8 protein-coding genes, 2 tRNA genes and 3 rRNA genes (1 of these 13 only partly in view) are annotated in these 12,500 nt (G+C 43.0%); 9 read left to right on the forward strand and 4 right to left on the reverse strand.

What is annotated here, in order from left to right; all coding sequences use genetic code 11:
* The 9 genes from OW255_RS04330 to OW255_RS04370 form a co-directional block, all read left to right on the forward strand.
* Positions 1-343: ribosomal RNA gene (locus tag OW255_RS04330) — 16S ribosomal RNA — on the forward strand; it begins 1,188 nt to the left of the window's first position.
* A gap of 92 nt (positions 344-435) precedes the next feature.
* Positions 436-553: ribosomal RNA gene (gene rrf, locus OW255_RS04335) — 5S ribosomal RNA — on the forward strand.
* A 7-nt stretch (positions 554-560) separates the two neighbouring features.
* A tRNA-Ala gene (locus OW255_RS04340) sits at positions 561-633 on the forward strand.
* A gap of 328 nt (positions 634-961) precedes the next feature.
* Positions 962-3,854: ribosomal RNA gene (locus OW255_RS04345) — 23S ribosomal RNA — on the forward strand.
* Together the 16S, 23S and 5S rRNA genes with 2 tRNA genes alongside form the textbook arrangement of a ribosomal RNA operon.
* 85 nt (positions 3,855-3,939) lie before the next feature.
* Positions 3,940-4,012: transfer RNA gene (locus OW255_RS04350), tRNA-Gly, on the forward strand.
* Positions 4,013-4,586: 574 nt separating this feature from the next.
* Positions 4,587-5,771 (forward strand): ABC transporter substrate-binding protein, encoded by a 1,185-nt coding sequence (locus OW255_RS04355; RefSeq protein ID WP_268115741.1) that lies wholly within the window; start codon positions 4,587-4,589, stop codon positions 5,769-5,771.
* 116 nt (positions 5,772-5,887) lie between these two features.
* Entirely contained in the window at positions 5,888-6,793 is a 906-nt protein-coding gene (locus tag OW255_RS04360) for a FecCD family ABC transporter permease (protein WP_334308251.1), read from the forward strand.
* Positions 6,790-7,584, forward strand: coding sequence for an ABC transporter ATP-binding protein (locus OW255_RS04365; RefSeq protein WP_268115744.1), 795 nt, complete (start codon positions 6,790-6,792; stop codon positions 7,582-7,584). The genes OW255_RS04360 and OW255_RS04365 overlap by 4 nt, the downstream gene beginning before the upstream one ends.
* Positions 7,585-7,596: 12 nt before the next feature.
* The gene (locus OW255_RS04370) at positions 7,597-8,436 is read left to right on the forward strand and encodes a Rossmann-like domain-containing protein (RefSeq protein WP_268115745.1); all 840 of its coding nucleotides are present in this window, start codon (positions 7,597-7,599) and stop codon (positions 8,434-8,436) included.
* A gap of 168 nt (positions 8,437-8,604) precedes the next feature.
* Here OW255_RS04370 and OW255_RS04375 read toward each other — a convergent pair whose 3' ends face one another.
* Genes OW255_RS04375 through OW255_RS04390 form a run of 4 tightly spaced genes read right to left on the reverse strand, consistent with a single transcriptional unit; the run spans position 8,605 to position 12,477 of the window.
* Positions 8,605-9,417 (reverse strand): ABC transporter ATP-binding protein, encoded by an 813-nt coding sequence (locus tag OW255_RS04375; protein WP_268115746.1) that lies wholly within the window; start codon positions 9,415-9,417, stop codon positions 8,605-8,607.
* 17 nt (positions 9,418-9,434) lie between these two features.
* Positions 9,435-10,454 (reverse strand): FecCD family ABC transporter permease, encoded by a 1,020-nt coding sequence (locus OW255_RS04380; RefSeq protein WP_268115747.1) that lies wholly within the window; start codon positions 10,452-10,454, stop codon positions 9,435-9,437.
* Positions 10,451-11,464 carry a FecCD family ABC transporter permease gene (locus OW255_RS04385; RefSeq protein ID WP_268115748.1) on the reverse strand — a complete coding sequence of 338 codons (1,014 nt, stop codon included), beginning with the start codon at positions 11,462-11,464 and terminating at the stop codon, positions 10,451-10,453. The genes OW255_RS04380 and OW255_RS04385 overlap by 4 nt, the downstream gene beginning before the upstream one ends.
* A 20-nt stretch (positions 11,465-11,484) precedes the next feature.
* Complete coding sequence (locus tag OW255_RS04390) at positions 11,485-12,477, reverse strand: ABC transporter substrate-binding protein (RefSeq protein ID WP_268115750.1); 993 nt, start codon at positions 12,475-12,477, stop codon at positions 11,485-11,487.
* Between the last annotated feature and the right edge of the window lie 23 nt (positions 12,478-12,500).

The following is a 12,500-nucleotide window of genomic DNA, read 5'->3' on the forward strand; positions in this document are numbered from 1 at the left end:
CATCATGCCCCTTATGATTTGGGCTACACACGTGCTACAATGGCGTAAACAAAGGGAAGCAAAGGAGCGATCTGGAGCAAATCCCAAAAATAACGTCTCAGTTCGGATTGTAGTCTGCAACTCGACTACATGAAGCTGGAATCGCTAGTAATCGCAGATCAGAATGCTGCGGTGAATACGTTCCCGGGTCTTGTACACACCGCCCGTCACACCATGGGAGTTGGTAACGCCCGAAGTCAGTGACCCAACCGTAAGGAGGGAGCTGCCGAAGGCGGGACTGATAACTGGGGTGAAGTCGTAACAAGGTAGCCGTATCGGAAGGTGCGGCTGGATCACCTCCTTTCTAAGGAAGAAGAAGTAAGGGTTTTATATACTGTTGAGTCTTAAGTTTTCAAAGAATTAATTGAATAAGGAAACACCAAGAGACAAAATGTTTCTGGTGCCGATGCGCTTAGGGGAAACACCCGTTCCCATCTCGAACACGATGGTTAAGACTTAAGCGGCCGATGGTACTATGCTGGAAACGGCATGGGAGAGCAGGTGGGTGCCAGATTATTTATGGGGGTGTAGCTCAGTTGGGAGAGCACCTGCCTTGCAAGCAGGGGGTCAAGAGTTCGAATCTCTCCATCTCCATTGGTCGAAAGCAACTTAATGAAATCAAGCCGTTAGGTGAAGATTGAGTTTAGTGCGAGACCGTTCACGAACCTTAACGAACAAAGTGAGTTTAGTTGAGTGAACATTCATTAGCACGTACCTTGAAAATCACATATTGAAATATATCTAGATAGAGTCTTCGAAAGAAGACGACATCAAGACATCCGAGGTGTTACATCGAAAGATGTAACCGAATAAAAACTCGTTCAAGTATCGTGACGTACGATATGAGAACAAACCTAAGACCAGAGATACAACGCTATGTATCTTAGATTAGTAGCCCGCACCCGCAGGTGAACATCGAATTGGTTAAGCTAATAAGAGCGCAGGGTGGATGCCTTGGCACTAAGAGCCGATGAAAGACGTGATAAGCTGCGAAAAGCTTCGGGGAGGAGCAAATATCCTTTGATCCGGAGATATCTGAATGGGGAAACCCAACTGAGCAAACCTCAGTTGTCGTATGGTGAATTCATAGCCATACGTCGGGAACCCGGGGAACTGAAACATCTAAGTACCCGGAGGAAAAGAAAGAAAACTCGATTTCCAAAGTAGCGGCGAGCGAAATGGAAGGAGCCTAAACCAGCGTGCGTGCATGCTGGGGTTATGGACTGCAATAAGTGAGACGATTTGTTACCAGAACGGTCCTGGAAAGACCGGCCATAGAAAGTGAAAGCCTTGTATGGGAAAGCAATAGTCAGCGAGCAGGATCCAAAGTACCACGAGACACGAGAAACCTTGTGGGAATTCGGGGGGACCACCCCCCAAGGCTAAATACTACTTAGTGACCGATAGCGCATAGTACTGTGAAGGAAAGGTGAAAAGGACCCCGGGAGGGGAGTGAAAAAGAACCTGAAACCCTGTGTTTACAAGCTGTGGAACCACGTTTAAAGTGGAACCGCGTACTTTTTGTAGAACGGTCCGGCGAGTTACCGTTACTGGCAAGGTTAAGCACTTGAGGTGTGGAGCCGAAGGGAAACCAAGTCTTAATAGGGCGAATGAGTCAGTAAAGGTAGACCCGAAACCGGGTGATCTACCCATGTCCAGGTTGAAGCTGCCGTAAAAGGCGGTGGAGGACCGAACGCACATCCGTTGAAAAGGGTGGCGATGAGGTGTGGGTAGGGGAGAAATTCCAATCGAACCCGGAGATAGCTGGTTCTCCTCGAAATAGCTTTAGGGCTAGCCTCGTATTAGTCTGCCGGAGGTAGAGCACTGAATTTCCTAGGGGGCGTCAAAGCTTACCAAAGAATATCAAACTCCGAATGCCGGTCAGATGATGTACGGGAGTCAGACTGCACGAGATAAGTTGGGCAGTCAAAAGGGAAAGAGCCCAGACCACCAGCTAAGGTCCCAAAGTGCGTGTTAAGTGGAAAAGGATGTGAGATTTCAGAGACAACTAGGATGTTGGCTTAGAAGCAGCCACACATTCAAAGAGTGCGTAATAGCTCACTAGTCGAGAGGTCTTGCGCCGAAAATGTCCGGGGCTAAAACACGACACCGAAGCTGTGGAATGTATCGAATGATACATTGGTAGAGGAGCATTCTTACCGCGCTGAAGCATTACCGTAAGGAGATGTGGAGTGTTAAGAAGAGAGAATGCCGGAATGAGTAGCGAGATGGAAGTGAGAATCTTCCAGGCCGAATATCTAAGGTTTCCAGAGTAAAGCTGATCTGCTCTGGGTAAGTCGGGGCCTAAGGCGAGGTCGAAAGACGTAGTCGATGGACAACAGGTTGAAATTCCTGTACCGCATATTATCAGAACTGTGGGGACACAGAACCGAGAGAGAACCCGGGAATGAAAAGACCGGGGCAAGCATTGGACTGGTTAAGTTGGCAAATCCGCTTAACAACAGGAAGGTGTGACGCGTACCGAACAAAAGTAGGGAAGTCTCTGTAGGGGCTGTCAAGAAAAGCCGCTATTGTGTAATATGTGCCCGTACCGTAAACCGACACAGGTGGATGAGGAGAGAATCCTAAGGCCGGCGGGAGAAGCATTGTTAAGGAACTCGGCAAAATGACCCCGTAACTTCGGGATAAGGGGTGCCTGAGAAATCAGGCCGCAGAGAATAGGCTCAAGCAACTGTTTAGCAAAAACACAGGTCTATGCAAAACCGAAAGGTGAGGTATATGGGCTGACGCCTGCCCGGTGCTGGAAGGTTACGAGGAGGGGTTAGCGGCAACGCGAAGCTCTGAATTTAAGCCCCAGTAAACGGCGGCCGTAACTATAACGGTCCTAAGGTAGCGAAATTCCTTGTCGGGTAAGTTCCGACCCGCACGAAAGGCGTAATGATTTGAGCGCTGTCTCAACAATGCACCCGGTGAAATTGAAATACCAGTGAAGATGCTGGTTACCTGCGCCAGGACGGAAAGACCCCATGGAGCTTTACTCTAGTTTGATACTGGGATTCGGTATTGCATGTACAGGATAGGTGGGAGGCAGTGAATCAAGGACGCCAGTCTTTGAGGAGCCGATGTTGGGATACCACCCTTGCGATATTGGGTTTCTAACCTGCAGCCATTACCTGGCTGGGGGACAATGTCAGGCGGGGAGTTTGACTGGGGCGGTCGCCTCCGAAAGTGTATCGGAGGCGCTCAAAGGTTCCCTCAGAATGGACGGAAACCATTCGAAGAGTGCAAAGGCATAAGGGAGCTTGACTGCGAGACCGACGGGTCGAGCAGGTAGGAAACTAGGACTTAGTGATCCGGTGGTATAAAGTGGGATTGCCATCGCTCAACGGATAAAAGCTACCCTGGGGATAACAGGCTTATCACTCCCAAGAGTTCACATCGACGGAGTGGTTTGGCACCTCGATGTCGGCTCATCGCATCCTGGGGCTGTAGTAGGTCCCAAGGGTTGGGCTGTTCGCCCATTAAAGCGGTACGCGAGCTGGGTTCAGAACGTCGTGAGACAGTTCGGTCCCTATCCGGCGTGGGCGTAGGATATTTGAGAGGAGCTGTCCTTAGTACGAGAGGACCGGGATGGACTGACCTCTGGTGTATCTGTTGGTGATCAACACCATGGCAGAGTAGCCAAGTCGGGAAGGGATAAACGCTGAAGGCATCTAAGCGTGAAGCCCCCCTCAAGATGAGATATCCCATCGCAAGAGTAAGACCCCTTGAAGACGACGAGGTAGATAGGGCAGAGGTGGAAGCATGGTAACATGTGTAGCTGACTGTCACTAATAGGTCGAGGGCTTAACCAGGTTGGTTTAGGTAAGAGGAAAGAACGGATGAAAGATATATAACAATGTGTGGTTTTGAGGGTATATGCCTGAAAAAAGAGAGTAAGCGCGAGTGGCTCAGTTGGTGGAGTACGACCTTGCCAAGGTCGGGGTCGCGGGTTCGAGTCCCGTCTCGCGCTCTTATTATTAAGTAGCCAGAATCTTGAATTTACAAGAGATTCTGGCTATTTTTAATTTTAAGGAACAGTTATATGAACCGACCTCCAATCGTTAGATTCTAGGTCTAACTTTTAGGGGTCACCTCAATATTAAGCGCTTATTTTAGTGTCTATTTCAAATTACAGCAATACACAATAAAAGGCTTGCATGTGCATGTAATGTGCGGTGTTACTTGCTGCAGCTTGCGGTCTATTATAATGAATAGGTAATTATGGAAAAAATATTCGGACTCTAATAAAGTACATTCTGCCACTTCAATGAGAGACTAATTTTGTATAGGATAGATACTTGACCGATATGAATAGTAAGGTAATGAAAGGCCATCTTATTATTGAGAGATAAGCATAATCAACAGATGTGTATTGTTAAGACAGCATTGCAAATGTAAAATTAGGATTAATAATAAAAAATACACTCATAATAAAAAATATCAAAAGAAGAATTAGTTTCGTTGCAGTAGCAATGGAAATAATTCTTTTTTTCATATACACTTATATATGAGTTAGTATCAACTAACCAAAGAAGGAGGATATTATGAAGCTGAAATTCAATACAACTTCAATTTTATTAGCATCAATGCTGCTATTAACTGCATGTACTTCCAATCGTAATAAAAATACAGCTCCCTCATCAGTGGCAGAAACCACTTCTGTAGAAGCAACTACGGCTGCTGATAAAAATGAAACCGATTCCAAGGCAGATAATCAGCTATCAGGAACTCATGTAGTTGTAGATCATGCTGGAAATCAGGTTGAAGTTCCAAATAAAATAGAGCGGGTTGTAATAGATCAAATACCGATATTATCTACATACATGGTATATTTTAAAGGTTCAGCCCCCCATATTGTAGGATATAGTGGTTCTTTTAAGGAAACCATATCAGAGACAGCATTAAAGAATATTGCACCTGAGCTGCTTGAATCATCCGATACCGTTTATGCTCAATCGGATCTGAATATAGAGGAAATCATAAAGCTTAAGCCAGATGTGATTTTTTATAACGCCAATAATAAAGAACATGCACAAATACTGGCTTCCAGTGGAATTCCGTCAATAGGATTTGCAACCGTAGGGGCAGATTCCCCCGCAGATCCAATCGAAAGGTATAAGCAGTGGCTGATGCTTTTAGAGGATGTATTTGGAGAGAAGGGCAAGATGGAGAGCTTTATAGAAGCTGGTGACAAGATTGTTGTAGATGTCAAAAACAGAATAGAAAATATTCCAGAGGATAAACGTCCAAGCTCCATGATATTATTTAAACTAATTGACGGTGTTCCCCAGGTTTCCGGTAAAGGAGTATTTGGTGATTATTGGCTGCAACACCTGGGAGTTAAAAATGTTGCAGAGGAAGCAAAGGGTTTTGCGCAGGTTAGCTTTGAACAAATATATAAATGGAATCCCCAGATATTATTTATAAATGGTCCTGGTCTTTTAAAGCTGAACAGGCAGGATGTGATAGAAAATAAAGTTGAAGGCATTGATTTTTCAACAATACAGGCAGTAAAAGATGAGCGGGTATATAATACAACACTAGGCATGTGGAACTGGTTTACGCCTAATCCTGATGCTCCCCTCGTATTAGCCTGGCTTGCATGTAATACTTATCCGGAGGAATTTTCAGATTATCCTTTGGAAACCGTAATTCGTGATTACTACAAGAATTTTTATGGATATGAAATCACTGATGAAGAAATGGAGGGAATGCTTCAATTGCGATGAAAAATACAGTATGGATCAGACATAACAGATTTACATTTGCTGCAATACTGATAATGATCCTATTACCAATTGCAACTGCAATAATAAGCATGTGCATCGGTAGAATGAACCTTTCTATGATAGAGGTTATAAATACCTTATTTGATGCCGCAAAGGGCAACAGAGATAGCCAGAACTATTCCATTGTTATAAATTTAAGGGCACCAAGAATCATAATGGCAATCATCGTCGGAGCTGGTCTAACATGTGCAGGAAATGCATTTCAGTCACTTTTTTCAAATCCACTTGCAACACCTGATGTACTAGGTGTAACAAGTGGAACCTGTGTGGGTGCGATTATTGCCATTATTATGTCTATGGGCATCATGGAGACTCAATTACTTGCATTGACTTTTGGATTGTTTTCTGTTTGGATTACAATGGTACTGGCAAGAGATAGAAATGGGCAGTCAGTCGTATTTCTTGTTCTGGCTGGAGTAATCATATCGGCACTGTTTAATGCAGTAGGTTCTTTATTAAAATATACTGCGGATCCCCTGGATAAACTGCCAGCCATAACTTATTGGCTCATGGGAAGCTTCACAAGCGCATCTTATAAAAAAATCATGATAGGCTCACCGCTTATATTGTCAGGTATTGCGGTGATATATCTGATGAGATGGAAGCTAAATATATTATCACTAAGCAGCGATGAGGCAAGAGCAAGTGGAATGAATCTAAAGACAACACGCTTAATCTTCGTACTGGCAGCCACAGTCATAACCGCTTCGTGCGTTTCCATGTGTGGACAGGTTGGCTGGATAGGACTTCTGATTCCACATTGTTCCAGAATGCTTGTGGGAAGTAACAATCGTTATGTGGTTCCTGTTGGAATCAGCATTGGAGCCAGTTTTATGATTATCATTGACACATTTTCAAGGAGCATTAGTGTTATTGAACTTCCGTTGTCCATCCTTACCGCAATTATAGGGGCACCGGTATTTATATCATTGCTAAAAAGAAACAGGGGGAGCTTACATTGATCTTAGAAGTGCAAAATGGAAGCTTCGGCTATCCACATCAACAGAAGATATTAAAGGATATTAACTTTACGTTAAGTAAGGGAAAAATTCTATCCGTGCTCGGCCCTAATGGTGTGGGGAAGACAACACTTTTAAAATGTATGGTTGGGCTTTTAGACTGGATAGAGGGAAAAAGCTTTTTATATGGAGAGGACATCAAACATATAAACACAAAAAAGCTGTGGTCAAAGGTATCCTATATACCTCAATCTCATACATTTGCATTTTCAATTACAGGTCTTGAGATGGTTGTTCTTGGACGCAGTGCACATCTTGGAATCTTTGAACAACCAGGTATCAAAGATATAGAGATGGCGGAAGAGATAATGAAACAGATAGGGATAGAGAGGCTTGCAAGCAAAGACTGTAATCATATGAGCGGGGGAGAACTGCAGATGGTGCTTATAGCAAAAGCGCTTATTAACAAGCCAGACCTTATTATTCTTGATGAACCAGAAACAGGTCTTGATTTCCATAATCAAATATTAGTGCTGAATTTGATTGAGCGTATGGCACATGAAAATGGAATCTGTGCTGTTATGAATACGCATTATCCTACTAATGCAATTTCCATATCTGATGAAGCACTCATGCTGAATCGTACTGGAGACTACGTATACGGAAAAACTCAGGATATTCTTACGGAAGAGAATATATCAAAAGCATTTCATGTAAATGTTGCAGTAAATCAATTTCACTACAACGATCGTATTATAAAGAGCATTATTCCAATTTCAATTACAAACGGATAGAGGAGGAAAATAATGAAAGATTTAAGAATAGCACTGGGCATGATACAGAAAAACTATGAAATATATAAGGAACCAGTGCCAATTATAAAAGAATTTGTATTGGGGCACAGATGGTTTATGGTATCTGATACCAATGACAGATTATCCATGTCACTGCGTGTGACAAAGGAAAAAGCTTTTGATGAACATGAGAGAATTTTAAAATCCTTAATTGGAAGGCCGGCAGACGAATGTGTCTACGAGCTAATTAAAGGGTCAGATGAAGAACTTAGAATAATAGCAGCTTGTTTATGCAATCTGTTAAGTAAGCCATTTAACTCGGCAGACAGGCTTAAAGACAGAGGGATTATTCGTACAGAAGGACGCGTATTTGACTACGATGTTAAGGATAAAAAGGTTGGAATCATAGGATATGGTCTATATAATGAAGTTTTTCTTGGAAAGTGTAAGGAATTTCATGCCTTTGATCTTCGGGACCCGAAGGGAATCTTAAGTTATAAAATTGGAAAGGAGACAAAAGTATATCCTGAAAACATCCATTGGCATCTTGGAGAAAATGCACTTGAACATAAAGATATACTTGAAAGCCTGGATATTGTAGTAATGACTGGCTGTACAATTGTAAACAATACCTATCAAGATATTCTAAGAACATGTAAAAATGCTAAAATAAGAGGAATATACGGACCAAGTGCTGAGCTATGTCCGGAATATCTGTTTGATCTCGGATATAATTATATCTTTAGCGCTTCAGTAAGGGATAAGGAGGCCTTTTATAATTCTAATTTTGCAGCCATTCCAGAAGGAATGGATTTATCTTATATGGACTGCTATGAACTTAGACATACCTGAGAAGTTTTAGGAAATGATATGCTTTAAAAAGAGATATAATAAATTTAAAATAATGTGTTCCAAAATCAGGAATGTCAATATCTGTCACTTACGATATCAATAAAAATAGGACCAATGGAAAAATAGTGCGAGGGCTAATTTTCCATTGGTCTGTCATTTATTACTTAATCAAACAGTAGTTCCAGCATTAATAATATGCCTTCCTTTTCCATGAGGAATCAAAAGTGGGGTACCAAAGATAGGATCTATAGAAACTTCGCAATCGAGGCCAAATACGTGACGAACGGTTTCCGCGGTCATAACCTTTTCTGGAACACCCTCTGCATACACCCTTCGATCACTCAGTGCCACCATATGATGTCCATATCGGCAGGATAAATTTAAATCGTGAAGAACCATGACAATGGTCCGGTTCTCTTTCGCATTCAGCTCATAGAGCAGATCCAAAACTTCTATTTGGTGTGCCAGGTCTAAATATGTGGTAGGCTCGTCCAGAAGCAGGATATCAGTCCCCTGAGCTAAAGTCATAGCAATCCAAGCTCTCTGACGCTGACCTCCCGATAAGGAGTCTACAGTTCTGTCTGCAATGTCCGTCATTTTTGTATCGTGTAAGGCTTTTTGGACCATTTCTTCATCTTCACTGGTCCATTGTTGGAGCCAGTTCTGGTGAGGATAGCGTCCCTGACGAACGAGCTGCATGACAGTAAGCCCCTCTGGAGCAGTCGGACCCTGGGGAAGAACTGCAAGTTTACGTGCAACATCACGAGTGGACATTTTAAAGATATCATTTCCATCTAATACAACGGCTCCTCTTGCAGGCTTTAACAGGCGGCATAGAGAACGCAAAAGTGTGGATTTCCCACAGCCGTTGCTTCCCACCAAAATAGTAATTTTACCCTCTGGAATCTGTATGTCTAAATTTTCTATCACCGTATTCTCTCCATATGATATGGATAAATGATTGGTCAATAGTCTGTTCATAATTTGCCTCCTGTAGCCTATTTATTACGGTTCCGATATAATTGATAAATAAAGAATGGTGCTCCAATCAGTGCAGTAAATACTCCTGCCGGTACATCAATAGGTAAAAACAGAGTTCGCGCCACTGTATCAGCGGCCAGTAAAATCATGGCACCTAAGATAGCTGAAGCTGGTATTAGAGCAGCGTGGTTGGCACCAATAAGACGTCTGCCCATATGAGGAGCAACAAGACCAATAAAGCCAATTGCTCCTACCACTGCAATGGCACTTCCTGCCAACGCAACACTTAAAAGTATTAGTATGGCACGGTGCCGCTGCAGGTGTGCTCCCAGTCCCTTGGCAATATCGTCTCCCAAGCCTTGCACATCCAAATGCTTTGCATGTGCCATAGAGAAAAGAAAGCAAAGGCTGACCCAGGGAAGAAGGAGCTTAACATCTTTCCAGGTCACTCCATAAACACTTCCCACCATCCAAAGATAGGCCTTATCAGAAGCCACGAAAGTCCCTTTAGCAATGATTAAAGTAGTCAAAGCACTGGTTACGGAAGAAATACCAATTCCTACTAAAATAAGCCTGGTAGGAGATACCCCATCTTTCCAGCTCAGTACATAAACTAAAATAGTTACCAGTAAGGCACCTATGAATACAGCCAAAGGCATAATGCTAATACTAGCTTCTGGAAACAGATTTATAAATATAACTGCCGCCAGGCTCCCTCCGCTGGTGATACCTATTATGTTAGGTGCTGCCAGTGGGTTTCGAATAGTACCCTGGAGCAATGCTCCAGACATGCCTAAAGCTGCACCAGATAAAATTGCAACATAAGCTCTGGGTAACCTTAGAGAATCTAGGATCAATTTAACCTGAGGATCAGATTTTCCCAACATACCTTTTATAACCGTGAGAGGAGATAAAATCTTTGATCCTGCGCAAACACAGCCTATAAATACCACAATTAGTAGCAGTAGCATCAGAATCAGTCTATTCCCGGGAGTCATTGTAGTAGAGATATTCTTAGTGAATAGTTTCTGTCTCATTTCTCACCTCTTAAGCTTCTTCTTGCGATGTAAATGTAAAAGGGTGCTCCAATCACTGCAGTCATTACGCCTACTGGTGCTTCGGATGGCATGATTATAAATCGTGCAGAAATATCTGCAAGCAACAGCAGTGATGCTCCCATAACAGCACTATAAGGAATAATCCAGCGGTGGTCCCTGCCTACAAAAAATCGGGAAATATGGGGAACCATTAAGCCAACAAAGCCAATGGAGCCAGCAATAGAAACGGAGCTACCTGCCAATAAAATAACAGAGACAGAAATAAGCAGCTTAACGATACCCGTGCGCTGGCCAAGACCTTTTGCAACATCATCTCCTGATGTTAAAATGTTTATGTGGACAGCAAGGGCAAAAGCCAAAAGCATGCCGATTATCATATACGGAAGGACCATTTTCTGATGTTCCAGATTACGGCCAACAATTGCTCCCGCAAGCCAGGAGAGAGTGTTCTTCATACCCGATTCGCTTAAAACAAGCAGACCCTGGGTGAAAGAAGTAAAAAGAGCAGTTATAGCAGATCCTGCTAAAATAATTTTAATCGGTGTAAGCCCGTCTCTCCCGATGGAGCCAAGAAAATATACGGCAGCAGAAGAAATTGCAGCTCCGCCAAATGCCGCCCATACAATACTGACAGGCGGAAGGATATTTGGCATGGAAGCTGCCACAACCGCAAAAAATACGGCTCCGGAGTTGATTCCGAGAACACTGGGGGCAGCCAGCGGATTCTTGGTCAGAGCTTGTGTCAGAGCACCAGCCACTGCAAGACATGCCCCAACGGTAGCCGCCACTACCGCCCGGGGAAATCTTGTATTCATTACAAGAATATGCTCTGTAGAACTGGAATTAAAATTTAAAAAGGACTGACATACATCGTATAAAGAAATACGATACGATCCAAGGGATACACTTGCCGCAAAGGTAAATATCAAAATTGCTAATAATAGAAGAAGAACAGTCATTTTTTGTAATGGATTCTGTAAGCGTGCCATGAATTGATCTCCCTTGCTATTTATTTTACTCCAAAGAAATCGTAAACCTGTTGAAGCATGAGCATGGCTGACTGAGGGCCTCCGCCTGCATTCCAATAAATGGAGTTTACCGGATGTACTTCATTATTCTTTACGGCTGTTAGATTTGCCCATAATGGATTCGCAACCCATTTGTCACGGAACGTAATATTTTCCCCTTCCGTCAAATTTGTCTGATCAAAAATGATATCACCTTCCATTTGAGGTATGGCTTCTTCTGACTGGAGCATAACTCCCCACTCGCTTCCCTTTTGACTGTCAGGTCGTTCAATTCCCATATCCTTAAGTACCAAAGCAGCAAAACCGTTATAAACAATTCTTGCGTGATCTGCTCTGAAATCCACAATGGAAATCTTTTTATCTTTTATCTTATCTGCAGCCTTTTCTTTGAAATAAGCAGTTTTTTCATCCCAGGTTTTAAGAAAATCATTCGCTTCCTTTTCTTTGTTCAGCGCTTTTCCGGTAATATCTAAAGTTTCTTTCCAGACATACACCTCAGGCACCATTACTGTCGGAGCGATTTCAGAAAGCTGAGTGTATATTTTCTCATGGCGGAGCTTAGATGCAATGATTAAATCTGGCTTTAAAGCAATAATTGCTTCTAAATTCGGCTGTGTTTCTATTCCTAAATTTTCAACTCCGTCCATTTGGCTGCGTAAATACTCATACACTGGCTTTTCAGACCAGGATTCAACGGCCCCAAGAGGCTTTACACCGAGCAGCAGAGCAGAGTCAGTCGCTCCCTGGAAAAGAGTAACCACACGGGTCGGCGTTCCTGTAATTGTAGTGCTGCCCATAGCATGTTCAACAACGCGTGCTTCGGCATCAGCAGCTTTAGAGGTTTCAGCTTCAGTGCTAGTGGTTGTTGATTCGGTATTCTTGCTTGATGAATTAGAATCTTGTTTTGAGCTGGAACACCCAGCCAGTAAAGTAGTTACAACAAGCAATCCAGTTAATAATTTTACTATCTTCAAAATAGTTCACTCCTTAAGTAAGT

Source organism: Lacrimispora xylanolytica (assembly GCF_026723765.1).
Taxonomy (GTDB): domain Bacteria; phylum Bacillota; class Clostridia; order Lachnospirales; family Lachnospiraceae; genus Lacrimispora; species Lacrimispora xylanolytica.

Excerpts from the sequence above, each read along its gene's own strand:
- OW255_RS04385 (WP_268115748.1), bottom strand. The coding sequence starts at position 11,464 with ATGGCACGCTTACAGAATCCATTACAAAAAATGACTGTTCTTCTTCTA.
- OW255_RS04355 (WP_268115741.1), top strand. The coding sequence starts at position 4,587 with ATGAAGCTGAAATTCAATACAACTTCAATTTTATTAGCATCAATGCTG.
- OW255_RS04370 (WP_268115745.1), top strand. The coding sequence starts at position 7,597 with ATGAAAGATTTAAGAATAGCACTGGGCATGATACAGAAAAACTATGAA.
- OW255_RS04375 (WP_268115746.1), bottom strand. The coding sequence starts at position 9,417 with ATGAACAGACTATTGACCAATCATTTATCCATATCATATGGAGAGAAT.
- OW255_RS04360 (WP_334308251.1), top strand. The coding sequence starts at position 5,888 with ATGATAGAGGTTATAAATACCTTATTTGATGCCGCAAAGGGCAACAGA.
- OW255_RS04380 (WP_268115747.1), bottom strand. The coding sequence starts at position 10,454 with ATGAGACAGAAACTATTCACTAAGAATATCTCTACTACAATGACTCCC.